We start from the raw sequence: 24,740 nt of genomic DNA, 5'->3' as shown, positions 1-24,740 counted from the left end.
GGTCAGGGTCTGTTCAAAAGATATCCCGGTGACCTGGCGCATCAGTGCAGTCTGCCCAAGCCACCGCATTTCGCCTAGATCCCTGCGAACTGCCCATAAACCCCTTGCGAAAACACCAGGGGCATTCCTTCACGATAAGCAGCGCGCAGAACGCGCCCCACCACGATCAGATGATCGCCACCGTCATGCGTGGCGTGTTGCGCGCATTCAAACCGGGCCAAGGCGCCGTGAATGAGCGGAACGCCTTGGGCATTCAGGTCATGGCCAAGCCCGTCAAAGCCCGCGCCATCGCGGCTGAAGCGCGGCAGCCATTCAGCGTGGGCCAGATCGAGCACGTGAATCGCATAATGCTGCGCCTGTGCAAAGGGCAAGAAACGGCTGGAGGATTTCGCCGGGGACCACAGCACCAAAGGCGGATCAAGTGACACCGCGGCAAAGCTGTTGGCGGTAAAACCCAGCGGCCCGGTTGCCGCGGCGCAGGTCACCACCGTCACCCCGGTCGCAAAGCGGCCCAGCGCGTCGCGGAACGCGCGCGGATTGTCAGCGGGGCCGAACTCCAGATCTGTCATCAAAATTCCATCACAATTGGCCGCATGCCATCACGGCACCTCATGCTCTATGGCATGGGTATAGAGCTCGAACCACGTCTGACGATCCATTTCAACACGGCAGGCGTCGGAAAGTTTTCCAATCCGGTCAAGGCTGTTGGTTCCCATCACCGGCAAAATGCGGGCCGGATGGCGCAAAAGCCAGGCCACCGCCACCGCCGACCAATCCGTGCCCTGCTCTGCCCCGATCCGGTGCAGGGCCGCGCGCAGCGGTGTTTGCGATGCCGACAGCAGGCTGCCGCCAGCCAGCGGGCTCCATGCCATCAAGGGGTGCCCGTGGCGCTGGTGATAGGCAATGTCGCCATTGGTCAGGGCGCTGTTGGCAATCAGATTGAGTTCGATCTGATTGGTCCGCAACCGCGTGGTCATCCCCGCTTGCAGCAACTCGAAATCCCAAGGACGGAAATTCGACACCCCGACAGACAACACCTTGCCAGAGGCCACCAGTGCATCCAGCGCCGCGCCGGTCTCAGCATGGTCCATCAACGGGTCGGGGCGGTGGATCAGCAGCAGGTCAATCCGGTCCGTCGCCATGTCACGCAAGGATGTCTCGACTGAGGCGGTGATATGCGCCGCCGATGTATCATAATGTTTGATCCGCGCCGCGGCATGGCGTCCGGCTGGTGCGATGATATCACATTTGGTGACGATCTCGATCTGGTCCCGCAGCGCGGGGGCGGCTTTCAGTGCTGCGCCAAGGATCGCCTCGGCCGTGTAGCCGCCATAGATATCGGCTTGATCCATCGTTGTGATGCCTTGGGCAAGGCAGGATTCAATCTTGGCCTGCACATGGGCGGGCATGGTGTTTTCATCATCGGCCAGCCGCCACATGCCATAAACAAGGCGCGAGAGCGAGACATCGGGCGAAAGTGCAATCTTTTCCATCAGCGGCGGGGTCCGTTTCCTAAAGGAGTGGCCGGGGTGCTGGCGGGCACGCGGCCATATGCGTGGGGGAGCGAGCAGGTCTTCAGCTGCGGCAGCACCTTGGTGCCAAAATGGTCACATTCATCCAGATGGGGGTAGCCCGAAAAGATGAAGGCCCTTATGCCCATCTTTCGATATTCTTCAATCTGGCTCAGCACCTGATCGGTGGACCCGACCAGCGCCGCCCCACAGCCCGACCGCGCCCGGCCAATGCCGGTCCACAGGTTCGGCTCGGTATAGCCGAACTGATCGGCCAGATCGCGGGCGCGGGCCTGATGCGCGACACCAAGCGATATGGAATCATGCGCCCGGTCGCGGATCAGCTTGCCATAGTCGTCGTCCAGTTTGCTGGCGATGTGTTCGGCATAGTCCCGCGCCTCGGCTTCCGTGTCGCGCACAATCATATGCACCCGCAGCCCATAGTCCAAGGTGCGGCCATGGGCGGCGGCGCGGGCATGCACGTCACGCATGCGTTGAGCCAGAACATCCTTGGTTTCGGGCCACATGAGGTAGACGTCGCATTGCGCGCCGCACAGCTCCAAGGCATCAGGAGAGTAACCCCCGAAATACAGCAAGGGCCCGCCGTTTTGTTGATAGGGCCTGGCCGGATCAGCGCTGATCTTGGATATCTGATAGACCTCACCACTGTATTCGATGTGGTCGCGGGTCCAGGCCTGCCGCAGAATCTCCACCACTTCATGACTGCGCCTGTAGCGGAACGCGCTTGGCGCCACCTCTCCGGGAAAGTCGGAACTGATGACATTCAGCGTCAGCCGACCTTGCAGCATATGGTCCAGCGTCGCCACGGTGCGGGCCAGCATCACCGGCTGCATCTCGCCGCAGCGGATGGCGGCGAGGAAATTTATGCGCTCAGTGAGCGGCGCACAGCCCGCAACAAAGGACAAGGTGTCCTGCCCCACCTGATAAGAGGACGGGCACAGAATGTTGCGAAACCCATGGCTTTCAGCGCGCTGCACGATGCCAGAGCAATGCGCCCAACTGGACCGCAGCGTCGGATCAGGCACGCCGAGATATTCGTAATCATCCGAACACAGGGCGGCGAACCAGCTGACCTCGCTCGCCTCAAGATCGGCCGAGGTGACGGGCACCACTGTCATCGCGTTTTCCTCCCTGAAAAGTCCGCGCATCAGAGCTACGTTTTGTCTTGCGTAGCATCGGAAATGATATAGATCAATCCTGTATCAATTTGCGGCACCGACATGCCATCCCTCGGCGCATTACCCCTGTACCAACAGATCAGCGAGCTTTTGATCCGTGACATCGCGGCAGGCCGGCTGATGGATGGTGAACGCCTGCCGCCCGAACGCGACATGGCGGCCGGTCTGGGCATTGCCGTGGGCACTCTGCGCCAAGCGCTGAAAGAACTCGCGGCAAAGGGGTTGATAGAGCGCAAACAAGGATCGGGCAATTACATCCGCGCCAACGCGGACCCGTCCTCGGTCTATGCGCTGCTGCGGATCGAATTGCGGGAGGGCGGCGGCCTGCCCACCGCCCGCGTGCTGTCGGTGGACCGATTGGCCAAGGACCCGGCCCTGCCCGCCTTTGGAACCAGCAGTGAAGGCCACCGCATCCGACGCCTGCGGTACTTGTCAGGCGTGGTGGCAGCGGTCGAAGAGATCTGGCTGGACGGCGCTTTGACAGGCAGGATTGTGCCGCAGGATCTGTCGGAATCGCTCTATCTGTACTACCGCCAGCGGCTGAACCTGTGGATCGCGCGGGCCGAAGACCGGATCGGGCTTGGGAAGCTGCCCGGCTGGGCTCCGGCCGAATTTCCGCATGCGCCCGGCACGCCGCTGCCCATGATCACCCGGATCGCAAGCGCACAGGACGGCCAGTCTGTCGAGGCGTCCCTGACCTGGTATGACCCTGACCGCGTGGCCTATGTGGCCCGCCTGAAATGAGGCTGACATGGATCTGAGATACGGTATCATCGGCTGCGGCATGATGGGGCAAGAGCATCTGCGCAATATCGCGCTGATCCACGGGGCCAGCGTGGCCGCGATCTTCGAGCCGGACGCTGCAATGCGGGCTGCGGCGGCGAGCCTTGCCCCGGAAGCGCAGATGGTAGGCAGCGTGGCCGAGGTGGTGGCGCACCCGGAGGTGAATTGCCTGCTGATCGTATCGCCCAACCACAGGCATCTGGCGCAGCTGGAGGAGATTGCCGCAATCCGGCCCCTGCCCATCCTGTGCGAAAAGCCGCTCTTCACCGATCCTGCCGACGCCCCGCGACTGGCGACCTTGCGCGCCACCTATCCGGCGCAGATCTGGGTGGCGATGGAATACCGCTACATGCCCCCGGTGGCGCATCTGATCGCCCAAGCGCAAGCCGCGACAGGCGGCATAAAGATGCTGACCATCCGTGAGCACCGCTTTCCCTTTCTGGAAAAGGTGGGCGACTGGAACCGCTTCAATCGCAACACCGGCGGCACGCTGGTGGAAAAATGCTGCCATTTCTTTGACCTGATGCGGCTGATCGCCGGCTGCAATCCGGTGCGGGTGATGGCATCGGCGGGTCAGGCGGTGAACCATATGGATGAGGTTTATGACGGGCAGATCCCCGACATCTGGGACAATGCTTTCGTGATCGTTGACTTTGAAAACGGTCTTCGCGCCATGCTGGAGCTGTGCATGTTCGCCGAAGGCGCGCGCTATCAGGAAGAAATCACGGCTGTCGGACCAAAGGGCCGGATCGAATGCCTTGTCCCCGGTCCGGGGCGGTTCTGGCCCGCGCATCTGGGTGATGCCCCGGTGCCGAAGGTCATCATCAGCCCGCGCGACCCCAAGGGTCCGCGGGAGCTTGAGGTACCAGTGGACCCGGCGCTGCTGGCGGCGGGCGATCATAACGGCAGCACATTCTATCAGCATCAGGAATTTGCCCGCGTGGTGCGCGACGGGCACACCCCTGAGGTCAGCCTGCTGGATGGCTGGTGGGCCGTGGCCATCGGCATGGCGGCACAGGAAAGTGCCGCGACAGGCCAGGCCGTTGACCTGACCCGCGCCGCCTATGTGCCGACCGCTGCGCGTGCCCGCCAGACGTGATCTGATTGCGCCCCCGCAAAGGGCAGGGACAAGCCGTTTTTTCAGGGGGCGCTGCCTCCGTCGCGCAGCGGATTTGCCGCTGGCCATCCGCTGGGCACCGGCGCGCGACTCCCCCGGAGTCCTTGGAAAAGCTGCAAACCCCGGACCGCGGCGGGCAGTTCCCGCTTGCATCTTGCCCCCGAAATCTGTTCCCTGCGGCGCAGACGGGCTGGAGACGATGATGACGGTTTTGAAGCTGAATGATGGAAACCGGATTCCGGCGCTTGGCCTTGGCATCTGGCAGATTCCCGCAGATCAGACCGGGCGCATCGTGTCTTTGGCGATCGGCATGGGCTATGGCCTGATCGACGGCGCGGCAATCTACGGCAATGAAGAGGGTCTTGGTCATGGGCTGCGCGACGCCGGCGTGGCCCGCGATCAGCTGTTTGTGACCACCAAGATCTGGAATGACCGTCAGGGTCATGACGAAACGCTTCGCGCCTTTGACGAGTCGGTGGCGCGATTGGGCACGGATCCCGACCTGCTGCTGATCCATTGGCCCTGCCCTGCCAAAGACCTGTATCTGGACACCTGGCGTGCGATGATCCGGCTGCGCGAGGAAGGGCGGGTCAAGTCGATTGGCGTTTCGAATTTCATGGGGCACCATCTGGAGCGGCTGATCGGGGAAACCGGGGTCACCCCGGTGCTGAACCAGATCGAACTTCACCCGGGCTTTCAGCAGACCGAACTGCGTGCCCTGCATGACCGGTTGGGCATCGTGACCCAATGCTGGACGCCGCTCGGCAAGGGGCAGTCATTTGAGGCGGCCCCGGTGCAGGCGGTGGCCGCGCGCACGGGCAAGACCCCGGCACAGGTGATCCTGCGTTGGCATGTCCAGCTGGGCTGTTCGGTGATCCCGCGCAGCACAAACGCCGGACGTCTGGCCGAAAATCTGGCGGTCTGCGATTTCAGCCTGACCGATGAGGACATGGCCGCCATGGCCACGCTCGATGCCGGTGCCCGCGTCGGGCCAGACCCGCTTCACTTCGGTTAGGTTTTGTCACAGCGGTTTGTCCGTGCAGGTAAATCCGCACGGCTGATTGTGCGGATCACAAAACAGCATTTGACGCCACCCCGGTCCGGGCACATCGTGCCGCGCCTGACAGGAGCGTAGCCATGACCCAGACCAAGGCCCCCCTCATCACCCCGGTGCTGATTGCCGGCTGTGTCATCCTGATGCTTGGCTTTGCCATCCGCGCCAGTTTCGGGATGTTTCAGATCCCGATTGCCGAGGAATTTGGCTGGGCGCGGGCGGAATTCTCGCTCGCCATTGCGATCCAGAACCTGGCCTGGGGGATCGGCCAGCCGCTGTTTGGCGCAGTGGCTGAACGGTTTGGCGACCGAAAGGCGATCATCGCAGGCGCGCTGACCTATGCCCTCGGGCTGGTGCTGTCCTCTTTTGCCGTGACGCCGGGCCAGCATCATGTGCTGGAAATTCTGGTGGGCTTTGGCATCGCGGGTACCGGCTTTGGCGTGGTGCTGGCGGTGGTTGGGCGGGCCGCCGCGCCCGAGCACCGGTCGATGACGCTTGGCATCGCCACCGCCGCCGGGTCGATGGGGCAGGTCTTCGGGGCACCATTGGCCGAGTTCCTGCTGCAATCCTACAGCTGGCAAGAGGTCTTCGTGATCTTTGCCGGGCTTATCCTGTGCAGCCTGTTTGCGCTGCCCTTCATCCGCTCGCCCCATGTTGCTACCCGGGCGGAGCTGGAGGAAAGCATGGGCACAGTGCTGACCCGCGCCTTCAAGGACCCGTCCTTCAGCCTGATCTTCCTTGGATTTTTCAGTTGCGGCTATCAGCTGGCCTTCATCACCGCGCATTTCCCGGCCTTTGTGACCGAACTTTGTGGCCCGATTGATCCGGCGGGGATGCTGGCGGGCATGGGCATCACCACGACCTCCGCCCTGGGGGCGGTGGCGATTTCGGTGATTGGCCTGGCCAATATCGCGGGCACGCTGACAGCAGGCTGGCTGGGCAAGCGCTATACCAAGAAATACCTGCTGACCGGCATCTACGTGGCGCGCACCATTGCCGCCGCCGCTTTCATCCTGCTGCCGATCACGCCGGAATCCGTGCTGATATTCTCTGCTGTCATGGGGTCGCTCTGGCTTGCGACCGTGCCGCTGACATCGGGTCTGGTGGCACATATCTATGGCCTGCGCTACATGGGCACGCTTTACGGATTCGTGTTCCTGTCGCATCAGATCGGCGGGTTTCTGGGCGTGTGGCTGGGGGGCAAGATGTATGACATCACCGGCGACTACACATTGGTCTGGTGGATCGGCGTGGGCGTGGGGGCGTTTTCAGCCATTGTCCACTTGCCGATCCGGGAAAAGCCGCTGGCTGCCCTGCCCGCCTGAAGCCGGACCGGTCTGAACGCTGCCTCTGCTCTCCCACGCAAAACTGGGCCGTGCAGTGCCGCCGATCCTTGCAAACGGCCCTCATCTGGACCAGTTGACCCGCCTGCACGACCCTGCAATGGTCGCGCGCCAAGACAGAGGAACACCATCCATGCGCGCCGGAATTGCCGCCCTTCTGGGGGCTTACGTCCTCAGCCAGTTTTACCGTGCCTTTCTGGCGGTGCTGACCCCGGTCCTGGACCGCGATCTGGGTGCCACGGCCAGCGATCTGGCCGCCGCCTCTGGCCTGTGGTTTCTGGCCTTCGCCGTCATGCAGATCCCGGTGGGCGAGGCGCTTGACCGCGTCGGTCCGCGTCTGACCTCTGCCGTGCTCATGGCCGTTGGGGCGGCGGGGGCGGTGATCTTTGCCATGGCGACCGGGCCGGGGGCGATCAAGCTGGCCATGGTGCTCATCGGCGTCGGCTGTTCGCCGGTCCTGATGGCGTCCTATTACATCTTCGCCCGCAGCTATGCGCCTGCGGTGTTCGGCACGCTGGCCGGGGCAACGGTCGGCATCGGCAACCTGGGCAATATCGGCGCGTCGCTGCCGCTGTCGATGGCGGTCGAGGCTCTGGGCTGGCGGGCCTCACTCTGGGGGCTGGCGGCGATCACGGGGCTGGTGGCGCTTGCGATCCTTGCCCTGTTGCGCGACCCGCCCCGCACGGCGGGGGGGCAGTCAGGCAATCTGCTGGACCTGTTGCGCATGCCTGCTCTGTGGCCGATGCTGATCATGATGGCGGTGTGCTATGCCCCCGCCGCCTCGATCCGTGGCCTCTGGGTCGGGCCCCTCTTTCGCGACGTGTTCGGGGCCGATGCCGCCTGGATCGGACAGGTCAGCCTGATTATGGGGCTGGCCATGGTGGCGGGCAGCTTTGCCTATGGCCCGTTAGAGCGCGCGCTTGGCACCCGCAAATGGCTGATCCTTGGGGGCAATGCCCTGGCGCTTGCCGCACTGGTCGGGTTGTGGCTGTCGCCACAAAGCCCCACGCTGACCATTGTCTTGCTGGCGGCCCTGGGCTTTGCCGGGGCGTCTTTCCCGATGGTCATCGCCCATGGCCGGGCCTTTATCCCGGCGCATCTGACAGGGCGGGGCGTCACGCTGCTGAACCTGTTCGGCATCGCCCCCGTGGGGCTTTTGCAACTGGCCACCGGCCGCATCCACGCCACCACCGCGCCCGACCCGGCCTCGGCCCCCACCGCCGCCATCTTCGGCTTCATTGCCCTGTTCCTCGCCGCCGGGCTTGCGGTCTATGCCTTCTCGCAAGACCGGACCGATTGACATTATCTGTTCTGAAATATCCCGGGGTGCGGGGCAGAGCCCCGCTCTTATTCTACAACCTCTTCCCCCTGCTCCCCCTTTGCGGTAGGACGCAGCGTCGTTTGACGCATGGAGGGCCGGATGGGCTATAAAGTCGTTGTCGTGGGCGCGACGGGGAATGTGGGCAAGGAAATGCTCAATATCCTCGCCGAGCGTGAATTTCCCGTGGATGAGATCACCGCACTTGCCAGCCGCAAGTCGCTGGGGACCGAAGTGTCCTTTGGCGACAAGACCCTCAAGACCAAGGATCTGGACACCTTCGACTTTACGGGCTGGGACATCGCGCTGTTTGCCATCGGGTCGGATGCCACCAAGATCTATGCCCCGAAGGCTGCCAGCCAGGGCTGTGTGGTGATCGACAACTCATCGCTCTATCGCTACGACCCGCAGATTCCGCTGATCGTACCGGAAGTGAACGCCGACGAGGTCGTGCATTACAAGAACAAGAACATCATCGCCAACCCCAACTGCTCGACCGCGCAGATGGTGGTGGCGCTCAAGCCTTTGCACGACCGTGCCCGGATCAAGCGCGTGGTGGTCGCCACCTATCAGTCGGTGTCGGGCACCGGCAAAGAGGCGATTGACGAATTGTGGAACCAGACCAAGGGCATCTATGTGCCGGGTCAGGAAGTGGCACCATCCGTCTACCCCAAGCAGATCGCCTTCAACGTGATCCCGCATATCGACGTGTTCCTCGATTCCGGGGATACGAAGGAAGAGTGGAAGATGGTGGTCGAGACCAAGAAGATCCTCGACCCCAAGATCAAGGTCACCGCCACTTGCGTCCGTGTGCCGGTCTTTGTCGGCCATTCCGAGGCGATCAACATCGAGTTTGAGGATTACCTTGATTGGGAAGAGGCCACCGACATCCTGCGCGAGGCGCCGGGTGTACTGGTGATCGACAAGCGCGAGGCCGGGGGATACATCACGCCCATCGATTGCGTGGGCGAATATGCCACCTATGTCAGCCGTATCCGGCAGGACGAGACGGTTGAAAACGGTCTGAACATCTGGGTTGTGTCCGACAACCTGCGCAAGGGGGCGGCGCTGAACGCGGTGCAGATCGCCGAAGTGCTGGGCCAGCGCTGTCTGAAAAAGGGCTGATGCCTACGGCCTGAAGCCCATAAAGCCCGCCCTCCGGCGGGCTTTTTCATCGGGGGCCTGCCGGGCGCGCTCAGAACCGCTCGGCCCGAAGCACTTCGCAATCGCTGACCGAGACCACGCCGATATGCCGCGCGACGACGGTGAATGCGGCATCCAGCAGGCTGTCCAACCGCTCGGGTCTGATCAGGCAAACCACGGCGACCATGCCGCCGCGTCCGACCTGGCCCTCCCGCGTCCAGTCGCCCGACCGGCCCGACCCACCCAGCACCGGCAAGACCGTGTAGCCCGTCACACCGGCCCGGGTCAGCGCATCGGTCAGGCGCCCCTGCATCGGGGCCTCGATAATGATCTCAACGCGTTTGGCGGCATGGGTCTGCATCGGTCAGCCTCCGGTCACGGCCTGGGCCACGGCAACATAGGCCGGAATCCCAATCGTCAGGTTGAAGGGAAAGGTCACGCCCAGCGAGAGCGTCAGATAGATTGACGGGTTCGCCTCTGGCAGGGCCACCCGCATAGCAGCCGGCACCGCGATATAGCTGGCAGAGGCCGCGAGCACCATCATCAGCGCGACACCGCCTGTTGACAGGCCCAGCAGCAACCCGGCTGCCAGCCCCGCGACGGCCCCGACCAGCGGCATCACCACACCAAACACCAGCGCGCCCGCCGTCAGCACCCCACGCGAGGCGCGCAGGCCGCGGCCCGCGACCAGCCCCATGTCCAGCAGGAACAGGCACAAGACCCCCTGAAACGGCGAGACGATGAAGCTTTCGATCCGCACCATACCATCCTGCCCGGTGACCATGCCGATCACGAAGGATCCGACCAGCAAAACGATCGACCCGTTCAGCAAAATCTCGCGCCAGAGGTCTGCATCCATCCGCTGCGCCCCACTGCCGCCACGACTGACCAGCCACAGCGCCGAAATGATCGCCGGAGCCTCCATCGCGGCGGCCACGGCCACCATATAGCCTTCAGAGGCAATGCCCTGCGAGGTGAGGACCGAGGTGCCGGTGACGAAGGTGACAATCGAAATAGATCCGTAATGCGCCGCCACGGCCGCTGCATCCGTGGTCGACATCTGTGTCAGTCCACGCAACAGGCCAAAGGCCACGAAGGGCAGCGCAAAGGACAACACCACACCAGCCAACAAGGCCGAAAGCAGCCGGGCATCGACCCCGTGGTCGGCCACAGCGACCCCGCCCTTGAAGCCAATGGCAAACAGCAGATAGATCGACAGCGCCTTGGCCGCCGCCTCAGGAACCGTCAGTTCAGACCGCGCCAAGGCCGCGAACAGCCCCAGTGCAAAGCACAAGATCATGGGTGACAGCAGATTGTCTGCCGCCAAAGAAAGAATGTCCTGCATGAAGGCTCCCCGTTTGCGGCGATATGGGGAGCGATTAATCTAAGACAAGGTCAGACTGCAACAAACCCGCGCAGCGGATCGTAATGCTCCAGCGCACCCTCGCCCGTGTCGTTCCAAAGCCCGTGCAGCGTCAGCCGGTCGTCAGTGACCGCCTCATGCACAAAGGGAAAGGTCATCAGGTTTTCCAGACTGATCAGCACCGCTTCTTTTTCCAGCGCGCGCGGGCGGTCGGCATCGGGCAGGTCGCGCACCCGTTCGAACCCCGGGCGCAGAATGTCCATCCAGCGCCCGACAAAGGAGGTCTTCTCCTCCAGCGCCGGGGCATGGCCCATGCACATGTCATGGCAGCCCTTGACCCCGCCACAATTGGAATGCCCCAGCACCACGATATGTGCGACCCCCAGCGAGGTCACCGCATATTCCACCGCCGCCGACGTGCCGTGATAGGTGCCGTCGGGCGAATAAGGCGGCACCAGATTGGCGACATTGCGGTGAATGAAGAACTCTCCCTCATCCGCGCCGAAGATCGAGGTCACATGCACCCGGCTGTCGCAGCAGGAAATCACCATCGCGCGCGGATGCTGCCCGCTGGCCGCCAGACGGCGGAACCAGGCCCGGTTGTCCTGATACGTCGTCGCACGCCAGCCATGAAACCGCTGGATCAGATAGTTCGGAAGGGGGCGGGCTGCGTCCATGCCTTTGGTACTCCGGAAATGGGCCAGACCCAGATAGGCCGCAATCGCAGAAAATTCGAGAGGGATAATTCTGCACCTGCAACCTTTTCTTCAACGAAACGGGCGCAGCCTGCCCTTGGGTGTGTATCAAAGGGTGAGGGCCATGCAGGCTGACAATGTGGTGCGGCTGTGTCCGCTGGAACGACTGCGGCAGGACGGCGGGCCGATCGCCACGATTTACCGAAATCTGGGCGCAGAATCGGCCGAGCGGGTGGTCACCCGTGCCTTGGGTGAGGTCGCGCTTACCATGGCGGGGCTGGCCACTCAGGTACAGGCGCATGACCTGGCAGATTTGGCACGGCACTTGCGCCGCTTGCAACTTATCGCAGAAAATCTGGGCATGGTTTCGCTTTCACTCGTCGCTGGGGATGCGCGGTCTTGCCTCGCCTCCGGGGATTCCACGGCTTTTGCTGCAGTCTGGGCCCGGCTGATCCGCATCGCCGAACACTCACTCGCCTTGGACAAGGCCCTGCCTGACCGCTCATTGCTGTAGCGGGGGCTTGCAGGCGGCGTGGGAACAGCTAGGCTTTGGCGACCCAGAAGGAGCCGTCAGATGCCGCCCCCGTCCACCCCTCTGCCCGCCTTTGCCCCTGCAGGATCTGCCTCCTTGCCGGTGCATGTCGTCGCCGCTGATGGCCTGCCAGACTGGCTCGCCGGACCGGGACAGGCCTGGGCTGGATGGCTGAATGCCACGCAGTTCAAGGCAGCATCGGGCGATGTGCGCCTCTTGCCTGCAGCAGATGGGCTTGCCGGCGCGATCATCGGCAGCGGCACCGCCTCCATGCGGGCGCGGGGGCGCTTTGGGATGGGCAAGGCCATCGCTGGCCTGCCGCCGGGCGACTGGCATCTGTCGGGCAGCCTGACCAAGACCGATGCAACAGAGGCTGTGCTGGGCTGGCTGCTGGCAGGCTACCGCTTTGACCGTTATCGTCCCGGCAGGGTGCCAGCTGACCAGACACGCCTCAAACTTCCAGACGGATTGGACGGCAGCTTCCTGATGGCCATGGCTGCGGGCGAATACCTGACCCGCGACCTGATCAACACCCCTGCCAATGACATGGGCCCCGAGGATCTGCAGGCCGCTTTCTTTGCTTTGGCCCAGGAACATGGAGCCACCGCATCCGCCATCGTTGGCGATGACCTGCTGGCGCAGAATTTCCCGATGATCCACGCGGTGGGACGCGCCTCGCCACGCGCGCCCCGCCTGCTTGAAATGCGCTGGGGCAGCACAGGCCCGCAGCTGACGCTGGTGGGCAAGGGGGTGTGCTTTGATACCGGCGGGCTGGATCTGAAGCCATCTGCCGGCATGTTGTTGATGAAGAAAGACATGGGCGGGGCGGCAACGGTCATGGGCCTTGCGCTGATGATCATGCGGCTGGGTCTGCCGCTGCGTCTGCGCCTGCTGGTGCCGGCAGTGGAAAACAGCGTGTCCGGTGCGGCCATGCGCCCGCGCGACATTCTGACCAGTCGCAAGGGCCTGACGGTCGAGGTCAACAATACCGATGCCGAGGGGCGGTTGATCCTGGCCGATGCCCTGACCTATGCCAGCGAGGAAGACGGCGCGACGATCCTCTCGATGGCCACTTTGACAGGCGCGGCCCGTGTGGCGGTGGGGCCGGACCTGGCCCCCTATTTCACCGACGATCCCGCCATGGCCGATGCCATCATGGCCGGGGGAACCAAAGGGTTTGATCCGGTCTGGCGCCTGCCGTTCTGGGACGCCTATGAGCCGATGATCGAACCCGGCATCGCCGATCTGGACAATGCCCCCACGGGCGGGTTTGCCGGGGCGATCACCGCAGCGCTGTTCCTGCGCCGCTTCGTCGCAACGCCGCGGTATGCGCATTTCGACATCTACGGCCATATACCGGCTGATCTGCCGGGGCGGCCGAAGGGGGGGGCCGGGCAGGGCGCGCGGGCGCTGCTCCATGCGCTGCCCGACATGCTGGGCCTGTGATGGACCGGCGCATCACCCCGTTTTCGGGCCGCTTCGCCCTGCCCTCGTTGCGGGGGCAGGTGGAGGCAACCTTTACCGAAGGTGAGGCGGCGACCGTCAAACTGCCGATCGCCGATCTGCTGGCCCATCCCGGTGGGGCGCGCGACCGCCAACTGCTTATGGGGGACGCCGTCACTGTCATCGACCTGAGGGACAATCACGCCTTTGTGCAGGCGGCCAAGGACGGTTATTGTGGTTGGCTCAAAGCCTCTGCCATCGGCCCGGCCACCCCTGCCACCCATTGGGTCGCGGCAAGGTCCAGCCATCTTTACGCGCGTCCCAAGGTTCAAGCGGCCGAACTGGAGGCATTGCCCTTCGGGGCACGGCTGACTGTCAGCCGCCTTGATGGCAGCTTTGCCGAAACGCCGCACGGCTATGTGCCGCTGACCCATTTGCGCAGCGTGAACGACCGCCCGGATGACCCCGTCGCGGTGGCCGAAAGCCTTGTCGGGGCGCCTTATCTCTGGGGCGGAAACTCGGCAGTAGGGATAGACTGTTCCGGGCTGGTGCAGACGGCGATGCTGGCCTGCGGTCTGGCCTGCCCGGGTGACAGTGACCAGCAGCAAAGCCTCGGGCAGGATCTGGCGGACAACATTCCCCTGCAACGCGGTGATCTGATATTCTGGGCCGGACATGTTGCCTGGGTCGCAGACACCCGTCGCATCCTGCATGCCAATGGCCACACGATGACAGTGGCGTTCGAGCCGATCGCAGAGGCAATCACCCGCATTCTGGCGCAGGATGGCGGCCCGGTCACAGCGCGCCGGCGTATACTGCCCGTGTGATGAACTGTCTTCCGCGGCCCGCCCGCGGCTCAGTCAATCGGCCGGATCAGCTTGCGTTCCAGAACCCGCAGCACCTGCGCCAAGTCACCACCGCGCCGCAGGATCTGGCCATCCATGCCCACCACCGCATAGATGCCCTGCTTGCCACGCAGCTTGGGCCGCTTTTCAATGCGGTACAGCGGATGCTCTGCCGTCCGCCTGTACACCTCGAACACCGCAAAGTCGCGCAAGGTGGAAATGCCGTAATCGCGCCATTCGCCCAAGGCCACCATCCTGCCATAGAGGGCAAGGATCGCCGACAGTTCCTGCCGGTCGAAACACACCTGCTCGGGCAGGGATGTGACAAAGGGGTAATGGCTCGGGGGTTGAACCGTCATCTGATCAGCTTACTGCCGGCACGGGGTAAATCAAGCCCACATCCGCTGCCCAACTTCCACCACGAAATGACCCCGGCCGCGCCCCGGGCGCACCCGATTGCCGCCACACAAGACAGCGATACCTTGTATACGTAGTGTGAGTAACTCCGGGGATCGGGTGTTGACTGCCCCCGCCCAGATGCCCGGTCCCCGGACCGTCATACCGCGACACAAAGCCCCCGTCACACTGACGGGGGCTTTTTTGTTATCCGGGTCTTTTCAGTCAGGCAAATCCTGCGGCCAGTCGAACCTCGCCCGTCGTCAACCCGCGCCAGTTCTTCTGCACGCCGGGAAGCCGCCTTTGCGCCATTGGATGATCCGCCTCCAGCACGCCCAACCGGACCAGAAGCGCCACAACTGCCGCCTCTGACGCGCGGGTCGCCCCGTCGGCAATTTTCAATGCGATGCCGATGTTCTGTTCCGGGATCATCGCCACGAACACCGCTTCTGCCCCGGTCTTGATCGCCACCCTGCCGTCCATGGCGCGCATCAGTTCGGTACAAGCCCGGCCTTCCCCGGCCACCATCTCGGGATGTGCCGCCATTGCCTGCCGCAGCCGCGCCATGGCCCGCTGCCGCCCGTCGCCCGTGTCGCGCGCGACGGCAAAGGCCTGCATGGCCCGCGCCAGCCCCGCAAGGGACATCGCGAAATTGGGGGCCGAACAGCCGTCGATGCCATGGCCCGCCACTGCCTCGCCCGTGACCTCTTCGGTGGCCGCACGGATCGCGCGTTGCAGCGGATGGTCAATCTCCACATATTCCGGCCCGGCTTTCATATGCTGGGTGGCAGTCAGAAAACCGCAATGCTTGCCCGAGCAGTTGTTGTGCAGTTGGCAGGGGGCCTCATCGGCCTGGATCAGACGGTTCCGTTCCTCCCGGTCATAGGGCTCGTGTGACCCGCAGCGCAGATCGGCCTCCGCCAGACCCAGCCCCTTCAGCCAATCCCCGGTCATGCCCACATGCAGGGCCGCTCCCTGATGGCTGGCGCAAGACAAGGCCAGATGCCGATCGGTCAGCCCGGCCGCATCCGCAGCACCACTTTCCACCAAAGGCAGCGCCTGTATCATCTTGCACGACGACCGGGGGAAGATGATCGTCGCCGGATCACCCCAGCTTTCCAGAAGACCATCCTCACCCCAGATCACCGCATGGCCGGCATGACAGCTTTCCAACTGCCCGCCCCGCCACAATTCCACCATTGGCACTGCATTTTTCACCGGCGTCCCCCGTCACAGATGCGCGATTTGTTGCCCATGGGGCTTTCGCGGATTGGTCTTTTTGCGTTACAGATGGGATATCGGGTTGAACGCCCTGCTGCCACAGGAAAAGCCGTATCGCAAAAACGGCGGCAGACGGGCAGAGGCAAAGGACAGCTTGGAGGCTGTAACATTATGACATCCATCTTCGTGCGCACCGCACTTGGCGTTGCCATGGCTCTGACAGCCACATCAGCCGTCGCGCAAGAATCGACGAACCGCGTCGCCACGCTTACGGACTGGAGTGTGTTTACAGAAGAAAACCCCAAGGAATGCTGGGGTGTGTCCAGCCCCAAGGAAACCATCAACAGCCGCGACGGCCAGCCGGTGTCGGTCCGCCGGGGCGATATCCTGCTGTTCGTGACCTTCCGTCCCGGTGCAGGGGCGCGCGGCGAAGTGTCTTTCACCGGCGGCTATCCTTTCGCCAACGGCTCGACCGTCAAGGTTGTGATCGATGGTCAAAGCTATGATCTGTTTGCCGATGGCGAATGGGCCTGGCCGGCCAGCGCCGAGGCGGACAGTGCCATTCTGGACGCCATGAAGCGCGGCGCAACGGCGGTGATCACCGGGGCGTCCGGTCGTGGCACCCAGACGCAGGATACCTTCAGCCTGCGCGGCTTTACCGCGGCCATGACAGAGGCTGAAGCCCGCTGCCGGTGACCGCGCGGCATTGGCACAAGACGGCGCCCCGGATTATCCGGGGCGTTTTGCGTTTTCAGCCCCAACAGCCTTGTGTGATTGATCGCACAGTTTCGTTTGCCTGGTTCCGTTTTCGCGCCGAATCCCCTATATGACTGCCTTACCCCGCCAATGGACATGCCGATGACCCCGACAGCCCCGATCACCCAGGATGTGCTGACCCTGCCGCGCAAGCTGCCCGAGGGCGGCCTCACGAATATCGTCGGTCTGACGCGCGATCAGCTGCGCACGGCACTGATCGCTGCCGGCACGCCGGAAAAGCAGGCCAAGATGCGGCTGGGGCAGATCTGGCAATGGGTCTATCACTGGGGCGTGCGCGACTTTGCACAGATGACCAATCTCGCCAAGGACTACCGCGCCCTGCTGGCAGACCACTTCACCATCGAGCTGCCCGAAGTGGTCAGCAAGCAAGTCTCCACCGACGGTACCCGCAAATATCTGGTCCGCATTGCGGGCGGGCATGAGGTAGAGGTGGTTTATATCCCCGAAACCGACCGTGGCACGCTGTGCATTTCCTCCCAGGTCGGCTGCACCCTGACCTGTTCGTTCTGCCACACCGGCACACAGAAACTGGTCCGCAATCTGACTGCCGGGGAAATCGTCGGGCAGGTCATGCTGGCGCGCGATGATCTGGGCGAATGGCCGGTGCAGGGCGACCCCAAGAATGAGACGCGGCTGATCAGCAACATCGTGCTGATGGGCATGGGCGAGCCGCTGTACAACTTCGAGAACGTGCGTGATGCGATGAAAGTGGTGATGGACAACGAGGGTATCGCCCTCGGCCGTCGCCGCATCACCCTGTCCACCAGTGGCGTGGTGCCGGAAATCGCCCGCACCGCGACCGAAATCGGTTGCTTGCTGGCCATCTCCTTCCACGCCACCACCGACGAAGTGCGCGATCAGCTGGTGCCGATCAACAAGCGCTGGAACATTGCCACCCTGCTCGATGCGCTGCGTGAGTATCCGGGCCTGTCGAATTCGGAGCGGATCACCTTTGAATATGTCATGCTCGACGGTGTGAATGACACGAAAGAGGATGCGCATCGACTGGTCGAGCTGTTGCGCGGCATTCCGGCCAAGGTCAATCTGATCCCGTTCAACGAATGGCCCGGCGCGCCTTACAAACGCTCCAGCGGCAACCGCATCCATGCCTTTGCCGACATCATCTATCAGGCGGGCTATGCCAGCCCGATCCGCACCCCGCGCGGCGAAGACATCATGGCGGCCTGTGGCCAGCTGAAATCGGCGACCGAACGCGCCCGCAAATCGTCTCGCGCCATCGCGGCCGAGGCAGGGCTTTCACATGGGTAAACCATGGTGGGCAAATTGCCGCGCTTGGCGCTCAATGCAGAAAATTGTAGCGTGAGTTTACACTTTTACATAGGACGTGTCAGAGAACATACACACGCCTATGACCAAGATAGCTGATCCAAACGCCGCAAGGGCCCCTGAATGACGATGATGCAGAACGACCTGGCGCAAGCCCAAGAGGCGAGCGCCAGAAAATGGGTGCCGTTGCTGGCGAAATACCGCGACCCTTCCACCAGACGCTCGCTGTTCGAACTGGCGGTGACGCTGGCTGGGTTCCTGGCCTTCTGGGCCGCCGCCTGGGCCGCCTTGTCTGTCAGCCCGTGGCTGGCACTGGCGATAGCAGTGCTCAATGGGTTCTGGCTGGTGCGCCTGTTCCTGATCCAGCATGATTGCGGTCATCAGTCTTTCTTTGCCAGCCGTGAGGTGAATGACTGGGTTGGCCGCGCCATCGGTGTGTTGACGCTGACGCCCTATACCGTCTGGAAACGCACGCATTCCATCCACCACGCCCATGCCGGCAATCTTGACCGGCGCGGCATCGGCGACGTGATGACCCTGACCATTGACGAATACAACCAGCGCAGCTGGCTGGGCCGGTTGCTGTACCGCGCCTATCGCCATCCGATCGTGATGTTCGGCATCGGCCCGGCCTATCTGTTCATTCTGGAATACCGCCTCCCGCTGGGTCTGATGACCGCGGGCTGGCGTTACTGGCTGTCGGCCATGGGCACCAATCTGGTGCTGGCAGCGCTGATCGCCGGCCTGTACCTGCTGGGGGGCTGGCAGGTGCCGGTGCTGATCTTCCTGCCCACGGTGGTTTCAGCCGCCACCATCGGGGTCTGGCTGTTTTTCGTGCAGCACCAGTTCGAGGAAACCTATTGGGACCAAGAGGCCGATTGGCAGATGCATGACGCCGCCCTGCTGGGCAGTTCGCATTACAAACTGCCGCAGCCCCTGCGCTGGATGACCGCGAATATTGGCATCCACCATGTGCATCATCTTTACAGCCGCATTCCGTTCTATCGCCTGTCCGAAATCTTGCGCGATTATCCGGTGTTGGCCGAAGCCCAGGTGCTGACCCTGCGTGAAAGCCTGTCTTGCGCCCGTCTGCACCTGTGGGATGAGGCGAACCGGCGACTGGTGACCTTCCGCGAAGCGCATCAGTCCCGTGCGGCACAGGCGGCCTGAGAAGCTGCAAGGATCTTGACCTTTGGGGCGTGGCGCGGTTCGACTGGCAGCCATGCATGTGCCGAACGCTACCGCCCGCCACCTGTTTTTGCAGCACCATGCCCTGACTGACCCGCGGCATGGCCCGGCCAAAGGCGCGGATCTGGCGGCGCTGATCGACCGCATCGGCTTTGTGCAGGTCGACAGCATCAGCACTGTCGAACGCGCACATCACATGATCCTTTGGGCGCGCCGACACAACTATCGCCCCGCAGCCCTGAAACCGCTGTTGGAACAAGACCGCGCGCTGTTCGAGCATTGGACGCATGACGCCTCGATCCTACCCATGGCGCTTTTCCCGCAGTGGAAGCACCGCTTTGCCCGGGATGCCACCCGCCTGCAGGCCAGTTGGCAGCGCTGGTTTCGCGACGGATACACAGCACAGTTTGACACCATCCTGAACCACATCGCCGCGCATGGCCCGGTCAGCAGCAGCGATGTCGGCATCGGAGAAGAACGCGGCAAAGGCGGCTGGTGGGACTGGCACCCGTCGAAAACCGCGCTGGAATGGCTCTGGCGCACTGGGCAAATCGCCGTCACCCGCCGTGACGCCTTTCGCAAGGTCTATGACCTGACCGAAAACGTCATCCCCGCCGAAATCTACCGCACCGAAACCTCGCCCCAACAGCATTGCGACTGGGCTTGTACCTCGGCGCTTGCCAACCTCGGCTTTGCCGATGAAACGGAAATCGCGCGCTATTGGCATGCGGTCGACAAAGCGGCGGTGCAGGATTGGGCGCGGGCGGAAATCGCTGCAAGCCGCCTGATCCGCATCACCGTTGAACAGGCGGATGGAGCGCTGCGCCCTGCCCTCGCCCGGCCCGATCTGTCCGCACGCGTGCAGGCCCTGCCGGATGCTCCCACCGCTCTGCGGATCCTGTCGCCCTTCGACCCTGCGCTGCGCGACCGCGCGCGGATCGAACGGTTGTTCGGCTTTCACTACCGGATCGAGGTCTTCGTGCCCGAACCGAAACGCCACTACGGGTATTATGTGTTTCCGGTGTTGGAAGGGACCCGCCTGATCGGCCGCGCCGACGCCAAGGCCGACCGCAGCACTGGCACCCTGCGTATCCGCGCCTTCTGGCCAGAACCTGGCGTCCGCATGACACAGGCGCGGATACGCAAACTCACGCGTGAGCTCGAGCGGCTTGCCGTCTTCGCCCATTGCACAACCTGCGACTACGCTTCCGGCTGGCAGCGCGACCCGCTCAGCCCCGCGCGTTGAAGGTGTCGTAGATCACCTGCGCCATCGCCTCGGAAATTCCATCCACCGCCGTCAGGTCCGATACTCCCGCCCGCGATACCGCCTTTGCGCTGCCGAAATGCGCCAAAAGCGCCCGTTTGCGCGTGGCCCCGACGCCCGGGATATCATCCAGCGGGGTTACCCCGACCTGCTTGGCCCGTTTGGCCACATGCGCGCCATTGGCCCAGCGATGCGCCTCATCCCGCAGTCGTTGCACGAAATACAGCACCGGATCGTTGCGTTGCAGGGCAAAGGGCCGCAAACCGGGACGGTGGAATTCCTCTTTGCCGGCGTCGCGGTCGATCCCCTTTGCCACGCCGATAAACGGCACGTCTTCCACTCCCAGCTCAGCCAGAATGCTGCCCACGGCCGACACCTGCCCCGCACCGCCGTCGATCAGCAACAGATCCGGCCACATGTCCGTTTTGCGGTCAGGATCTTCCTTGATCAACCGCTCGAAGCGCCGGGTCAGCACTTCTTTCATCATGCCGAAATCGTCAGAGTTTGCCCCTGCCGCGGACTTGATGTTGAACTTGCGGTATTGCGATTTGACGAACCCCTCCGGCCCCGCCACCACCATGCCGCCCACCGCGTCCGAGCCCTGGATATGCGCGTTGTCATAGATCTCGATCCGCTGCGGGGGCGCGTCCAGATCAAAGGCTTCGGCAAGGCCAGCCAGCAATTTGTTCTGGGTGCTGCTTTCGGCCATCTTGCGCGCAAGGCTTTCGCGCGCGTTGCGGGTGGCGTTTTCCACCAGCTCGGCCTTTTCGCCGCGCAAGGGCACGGCCAGTTCCACGCGCCGGCCCGCACGGTCAGACAGAGCCTGCACCACCAGATCCTCATCTTCCACCGGATGCGACAGCAAGATCAGCCTTGGCGGTTCCTTGTCATCATAAAACTGCGTCAGGAACGCGGTCAGGATCTCTGCCTCTTCTGCCCCCGCCCCGGTGCGCGGATAGAAGTCGCGGTTGCCCCAGCTTTGATTGGCGCGGATGAAGAACACCTGAACACAGGCCTGCCCGCCTTCCAGATGCAGCGCCACGATGTCCGCCTCGGCCACGCCGCGCGGGTTGATGCCTTGCGCCTGCTGTACCTGTGTCAGCGCGCGGATGCGGTCGCGCAGCGCAGCGGCGCGCTCGAACTCCATCTCCTCTGACGCTTTTGCCATCTCGGCCGCCAGATTGGCCTGCACCGTCGTCGTCTTGCCCTGCAAGAACCGCTCGGCATCGGCAACCAGCTGGCCGTACCCCTCGGCGCTGACTTTCGCGACACAGGGCGCAGAACACCGCTTGATCTGATATTGCAGGCAAGGCCGGGTCCGCGATTCAAACATCGCATCCGTACAATTGCGCAGCAGGAACACTTTCTGCAACTGGTTCAGCGTGCGGTTCACCGCGCCGGCCGAGGCGAAGGGGCCAAAATAGGCCCCCTTTTCCGTCTTCTTGCCGCGGTGCTTTTTCAGCTGCGGATAGGCATGGGTCTTGGAGATCAGGATGTTGGGAAAGCTCTTGTCATCCCGCATCAGCACATTGTAGCGCGGCTTCAGCTGCTTGATCAGGTTCTGCTCCAGCAGCAGCGCCTCCACCTCGGTGCGGGTGGTCAGAAACATCATGCTGGCGGTCTCGAAGATCATCCGCGCGATCCGCGCCGAATGTCCCGTGCCCCGCGCATAATTGGACACCCGCGCCTTGAGGTTGCGGGCCTTGCCGACATACAGAACCTCGCCCTTGGGGTTGAGCATGCGATAGACACCCGGAGAAGCATCGAGTGTCTTCAGATAGGCCTGGATCACTGTCTGACCGGTCGCCACGGCCTCGGTCTGCGGGGTTTTGTCGGTCACATCCTGTCCCTTGAAAAGATCCTGCCCGAAGGCATCGATTCTGCCCTGGCGCTGCAATGATATCGCGCTCGGGGCAAGGGGGAAGAAGTCCACCGTTTCTGTGGATAACTCTGCGGAGAAAGTTTCATCATCGCCGAATTTCCCTTGTATTTCGCCCAGTTCGTTAACATGCCTATTTTTTATGCGAAAATATAACACATTGAAAATGAACGGTATATTTTTGCATACCTGTTAAATTTCTGTAAAATCAGAGGCTTGTGTAACGCATGTGTGAACGTATTAAGAAAAGTGGACAACTTGAGCCGCCTTGTCCGTCAGGATCACTCGACACCCAGGACATCGGGTGTTTTCCAGCCCAGGTGCTGGCCGCCGTCCACCGCGATCATCTGACCGGTCACGCCAGGGGAATCGAGGAAAAACCCAAGTGCGGCCGTGATGTCCGACGGGTTCGCCCCCCGCCCCAGAACGGTCGCTGCACGCTGCGCTGCAAAGTGATGCGCCGACTGTCGCCCGCCTTGCAGAGTCGGCCCCGGTCCGATGCCATTGACCCGAACATGAGGGGCCAACCCCTGCGCCGCGGTTCTTGTCAGGGCCCAAAGCCCCATCTTGGCGATGGTGTAACTGGCAAACTCCGGCGTCAGCTTGTGGATCCGCTGGTCGATCATATTGACCACCAACCCCTGCGCCACCGGCTCGCCCTGCGCATCCGGTACCGCCTGCGGGCATTGCGCTGCAAAAGCCTGAGTCAGCACGAACGGAGCCCGCAGGTTGCTTTCCATCGCCCGGTCCCAACTGGCACGCGTGCCAGTCTGCACCGTGTCATATTCAAAGATCGAGGCGTTGTTGACCAGCACGGTCAGCGGACCCAAGGCCGCTGCCGCGCGTGAGACCAGCGTTTCGACCTGCGCCTCGTCCAGCAGATCAGCGCGCAGCGCCACCGCCCGGCGGCCCATCGCGCCAATCTCATCGACCACCGCCTGCGCTTCCTCAGCCGAGGACGCATAATGCACCGCAACGTCCTGTCCGCGCGCCGCCAGATACAGCGCCATCGCACGGCCAAGCCGCTTGCCTGCCCCGGTTACCAAAGCTGCCATGGCTCAGCCCTTCTTTTCGCAATCACAGCGTTTGCCGATCACATATCGCCCGCAGGACCGGCACACAGGCCCACGCCCAAGCGCCTTGGACTTCACCCGGTCAATCGCCGAAGGGAAGACCAGCTTTCCCACCATCCCCACCAGCACCATGGCCAGAAGGAAGATCAGGATGATCTTGACCAGCATCTAAAGCCCATAGCGCGCCCAAAGGGCACGCTCCTCGACCGATGCCATCAGCGTATCACTCATCGTCATGCCAAAGCGCTGCAACAACCCGCGCCGCTGCCCATAGGGCACCAGTCGCACCTTGTCGCCAAACATCTCTTTCATCTTGGGCACCAGATGGCCGACACCATCGGTCAGCCCGTTGTCAACGCTGGCGCGACCCACCCAGATATCGGCGTTGAACAGATCGGCGTCCGGTTTCAGCCGCGCCCCACGCCGCGCCTTGACCTGCGCAATGAAATTTTCGTGCAGAGGGGCCAGCATCGCGTTGATCCGTTCCACATCCTCTGGTCGCTCAGGCTTGAACGGGTCCGCAAAGGATTTCGACCGACCCGCAGTATGCACCCGCCGCTCCACGCCGTTTTTTTGCATCAACTCGTGAAAGCCAAAGCTGGCGTAAATCACCCCGATAGAGCCGACAAGCGAGGACTCGTCCACCCAGATCTGGTCCGCAGCCGTCGCCAGCCAATAGCCGCCAGAGGCCGCGATATCTTCGACAAAACAATGCACCGGCACAGTCTTCTCGACCGACAACCGCCGGATGCGCGATGCGATCAATGACGATTGCACCGGCGAACCGCCGGGCGAATTGATGACAAGCGCCACCGCCGCCGGTTTGCCGCGGGAAAATGCCCGTTCGATCACGGGAGCCAGGGCCTGATCCGAAAGACTGCGCCCCCCCGTTCCAATCGCCCCTTGCAGGCGGATCACAGAGACAACAGGCGGTTTGGGCATAAACGGGATGAGGTGCTTCATGCCCCAGAGGTAAGTCGGACCCCGACCCCGAACAAGGGCAAAGCGCCGTTTCTCACCGGTTTAGCTTTGTCGCACCCGGGTGTAGGTTGTCGGTCTGTCGCGGGCCAGCCGGATATAGGCAAACACCCCCGACAAAAAGCCAAACGCAGCCAGCAGGCTGGCGACCATGATCTGCGTCTGATCCTGTATATCCGCCGTCAAAGCCAGATACCCAAAGGCCCAGAATCCAGACCAGCTGACCACGCAGATCAGCGCGATGAGTTTGTTCATTCCATCCTCCAAGGCACCGCATGCCCTCCTCAAGACAGGCGTATGATCGGATGATAGCGCATTGCCCGGGCGTGTC

26 protein-coding genes are annotated in these 24,740 nt (G+C 63.0%); 13 read left to right on the top strand and 13 right to left on the bottom strand.

Annotated features, from left to right (window positions below):
- Positions 1-74 precede the first annotated feature (74 nt).
- From CXR43_RS11825 to CXR43_RS11815, 3 genes are read right to left on the bottom strand one after another with little or no spacing between them, the layout of a single operon-like run.
- A complete protein-coding gene (locus CXR43_RS11825) occupies positions 75-572 on the bottom strand; it encodes a flavin reductase family protein (RefSeq protein ID WP_435530799.1) in 498 nt (165 codons plus the stop codon).
- Positions 573-599: 27 nt separating this feature from the next.
- Positions 600-1,493 (bottom strand): aldo/keto reductase, encoded by an 894-nt coding sequence (locus CXR43_RS11820; protein ID WP_103334303.1) that lies wholly within the window; start codon positions 1,491-1,493, stop codon positions 600-602.
- Entirely contained in the window at positions 1,493-2,650 is a 1,158-nt protein-coding gene (locus tag CXR43_RS11815) for an LLM class flavin-dependent oxidoreductase (RefSeq protein ID WP_103334662.1), read from the bottom strand. The genes CXR43_RS11820 and CXR43_RS11815 overlap by 1 nt, the downstream gene beginning before the upstream one ends.
- Before the next feature lie 102 nt (positions 2,651-2,752).
- Here CXR43_RS11815 and CXR43_RS11810 point away from each other — a divergent pair, with 102 nt between their 5' ends.
- From CXR43_RS11810 to CXR43_RS11785, 6 genes are all read left to right on the top strand, one after another.
- Complete coding sequence (locus tag CXR43_RS11810; protein ID WP_103334302.1) at positions 2,753-3,454, top strand: GntR family transcriptional regulator; 702 nt, start codon at positions 2,753-2,755, stop codon at positions 3,452-3,454.
- A 7-nt stretch (positions 3,455-3,461) separates the two neighbouring features.
- On the top strand, positions 3,462-4,592 hold the full coding sequence (locus tag CXR43_RS11805; RefSeq protein WP_103334301.1) for a Gfo/Idh/MocA family protein: 1,131 nt from the start codon (positions 3,462-3,464) through the stop codon (positions 4,590-4,592).
- Positions 4,593-4,812: 220 nt separating this feature from the next.
- Positions 4,813-5,625 carry an aldo/keto reductase gene (locus tag CXR43_RS11800; protein WP_246831376.1) on the top strand — a complete coding sequence of 271 codons (813 nt, stop codon included), beginning with the start codon at positions 4,813-4,815 and terminating at the stop codon, positions 5,623-5,625.
- A 122-nt stretch (positions 5,626-5,747) separates the two neighbouring features.
- Positions 5,748-6,989 (top strand): MFS transporter, encoded by a 1,242-nt coding sequence (locus tag CXR43_RS11795; RefSeq protein WP_103334299.1) that lies wholly within the window; start codon positions 5,748-5,750, stop codon positions 6,987-6,989.
- 151 nt (positions 6,990-7,140) lie between these two features.
- Positions 7,141-8,307: an MFS transporter gene (locus CXR43_RS11790; protein ID WP_103334298.1), complete on the top strand. Its 1,167-nt coding sequence runs from the start codon at positions 7,141-7,143 to the stop codon at positions 8,305-8,307.
- Positions 8,308-8,427: 120 nt separating this feature from the next.
- On the top strand, positions 8,428-9,450 hold the full coding sequence (locus tag CXR43_RS11785) for an aspartate-semialdehyde dehydrogenase (RefSeq protein WP_103334661.1): 1,023 nt from the start codon (positions 8,428-8,430) through the stop codon (positions 9,448-9,450).
- Between the two features lie 70 nt (positions 9,451-9,520).
- On the opposite strand, the gene CXR43_RS11780 is transcribed toward CXR43_RS11785, so the two are convergent.
- The 3 genes from CXR43_RS11780 to CXR43_RS11770 are packed head-to-tail and all read right to left on the bottom strand — an operon-like array spanning position 9,521 to position 11,508.
- Entirely contained in the window at positions 9,521-9,829 is a 309-nt protein-coding gene (locus CXR43_RS11780; RefSeq protein ID WP_103334297.1) for a P-II family nitrogen regulator, read from the bottom strand.
- A gap of 3 nt (positions 9,830-9,832) precedes the next feature.
- Positions 9,833-10,813: a sodium-dependent bicarbonate transport family permease gene (locus CXR43_RS11775; RefSeq protein ID WP_103334296.1), complete on the bottom strand. Its 981-nt coding sequence runs from the start codon at positions 10,811-10,813 to the stop codon at positions 9,833-9,835.
- A 50-nt stretch (positions 10,814-10,863) separates the two neighbouring features.
- Positions 10,864-11,508, bottom strand: a complete 645-nt coding sequence (locus tag CXR43_RS11770) for a carbonic anhydrase (RefSeq protein ID WP_103334295.1) — start codon at positions 11,506-11,508, stop codon at positions 10,864-10,866.
- Between the two features lie 142 nt (positions 11,509-11,650).
- Between CXR43_RS11770 and CXR43_RS11765 the strand changes: the two genes are divergently transcribed.
- The 3 genes from CXR43_RS11765 to CXR43_RS11755 are packed head-to-tail and all read left to right on the top strand — an operon-like array spanning position 11,651 to position 14,328.
- Positions 11,651-12,040 (top strand): hypothetical protein, encoded by a 390-nt coding sequence (locus tag CXR43_RS11765; RefSeq protein ID WP_103334294.1) that lies wholly within the window; start codon positions 11,651-11,653, stop codon positions 12,038-12,040.
- A 60-nt stretch (positions 12,041-12,100) separates the two neighbouring features.
- Positions 12,101-13,504 carry a leucyl aminopeptidase family protein gene (locus CXR43_RS11760; protein ID WP_103334293.1) on the top strand — a complete coding sequence of 468 codons (1,404 nt, stop codon included), beginning with the start codon at positions 12,101-12,103 and terminating at the stop codon, positions 13,502-13,504.
- On the top strand, positions 13,504-14,328 hold the full coding sequence (locus CXR43_RS11755) for a C40 family peptidase (protein ID WP_103334292.1): 825 nt from the start codon (positions 13,504-13,506) through the stop codon (positions 14,326-14,328). The genes CXR43_RS11760 and CXR43_RS11755 overlap by 1 nt, the downstream gene beginning before the upstream one ends.
- A gap of 29 nt (positions 14,329-14,357) precedes the next feature.
- Here the strand turns inward: CXR43_RS11755 and CXR43_RS11750 are convergent, their stop codons facing one another.
- Both CXR43_RS11750 and CXR43_RS11745 read right to left on the bottom strand, forming a co-directional pair.
- Positions 14,358-14,705, bottom strand: coding sequence for a DUF2794 domain-containing protein (locus tag CXR43_RS11750; RefSeq protein ID WP_103334291.1), 348 nt, complete (start codon positions 14,703-14,705; stop codon positions 14,358-14,360).
- 262 nt (positions 14,706-14,967) lie between these two features.
- Entirely contained in the window at positions 14,968-15,960 is a 993-nt protein-coding gene (locus CXR43_RS11745; protein WP_168219821.1) for an asparaginase, read from the bottom strand.
- 174 nt (positions 15,961-16,134) lie between these two features.
- Here CXR43_RS11745 and CXR43_RS11740 point away from each other — a divergent pair, with 174 nt between their 5' ends.
- The 4 genes from CXR43_RS11740 (at position 16,135) to CXR43_RS11725 (ending at position 20,461) form a co-directional block, all read left to right on the top strand.
- On the top strand, positions 16,135-16,659 hold the full coding sequence (locus CXR43_RS11740; protein ID WP_103334289.1) for an invasion associated locus B family protein: 525 nt from the start codon (positions 16,135-16,137) through the stop codon (positions 16,657-16,659).
- 162 nt (positions 16,660-16,821) lie between these two features.
- Complete coding sequence (gene rlmN, locus CXR43_RS11735; protein WP_103334660.1) at positions 16,822-18,009, top strand: dual-specificity RNA methyltransferase RlmN; 1,188 nt, start codon at positions 16,822-16,824, stop codon at positions 18,007-18,009.
- Positions 18,010-18,159: 150 nt separating this feature from the next.
- On the top strand, positions 18,160-19,197 hold the full coding sequence (locus CXR43_RS11730) for a fatty acid desaturase (RefSeq protein WP_435530805.1): 1,038 nt from the start codon (positions 18,160-18,162) through the stop codon (positions 19,195-19,197).
- Between the two features lie 52 nt (positions 19,198-19,249).
- Positions 19,250-20,461: a winged helix-turn-helix domain-containing protein gene (locus tag CXR43_RS11725; RefSeq protein WP_210402096.1), complete on the top strand. Its 1,212-nt coding sequence runs from the start codon at positions 19,250-19,252 to the stop codon at positions 20,459-20,461.
- Here the strand turns inward: CXR43_RS11725 and uvrC are convergent.
- The 5 genes from uvrC to CXR43_RS11700 form a co-directional block, all read right to left on the bottom strand.
- The gene (gene uvrC, locus CXR43_RS11720) at positions 20,445-22,319 is read right to left on the bottom strand and encodes an excinuclease ABC subunit UvrC (protein WP_103334658.1); all 1,875 of its coding nucleotides are present in this window, start codon (positions 22,317-22,319) and stop codon (positions 20,445-20,447) included. The genes CXR43_RS11725 and uvrC overlap by 17 nt on opposite strands.
- Positions 22,320-22,639: 320 nt before the next feature.
- Positions 22,640-23,413 (bottom strand): SDR family oxidoreductase, encoded by a 774-nt coding sequence (locus CXR43_RS11715; protein WP_103334287.1) that lies wholly within the window; start codon positions 23,411-23,413, stop codon positions 22,640-22,642.
- A 3-nt stretch (positions 23,414-23,416) separates the two neighbouring features.
- Complete coding sequence (locus CXR43_RS11710) at positions 23,417-23,599, bottom strand: hypothetical protein (RefSeq protein ID WP_103334286.1); 183 nt, start codon at positions 23,597-23,599, stop codon at positions 23,417-23,419.
- Positions 23,600-24,394 (bottom strand): S49 family peptidase, encoded by a 795-nt coding sequence (locus CXR43_RS11705; protein ID WP_103334285.1) that lies wholly within the window; start codon positions 24,392-24,394, stop codon positions 23,600-23,602. It abuts the gene before it with no gap.
- Positions 24,395-24,454: 60 nt separating this feature from the next.
- Positions 24,455-24,664, bottom strand: coding sequence for a hypothetical protein (locus CXR43_RS11700; RefSeq protein ID WP_103334284.1), 210 nt, complete (start codon positions 24,662-24,664; stop codon positions 24,455-24,457).
- Positions 24,665-24,740 lie beyond the last annotated feature (76 nt).

This window comes from Pseudotabrizicola formosa (assembly GCF_002900965.1).
GTDB lineage: Bacteria > Pseudomonadota > Alphaproteobacteria > Rhodobacterales > Rhodobacteraceae > Pseudotabrizicola > Pseudotabrizicola formosa.
The sequence above is the reverse complement of the archived record's forward strand: the minus strand, read 5'-3'. Positions and strand labels throughout refer to the sequence as shown.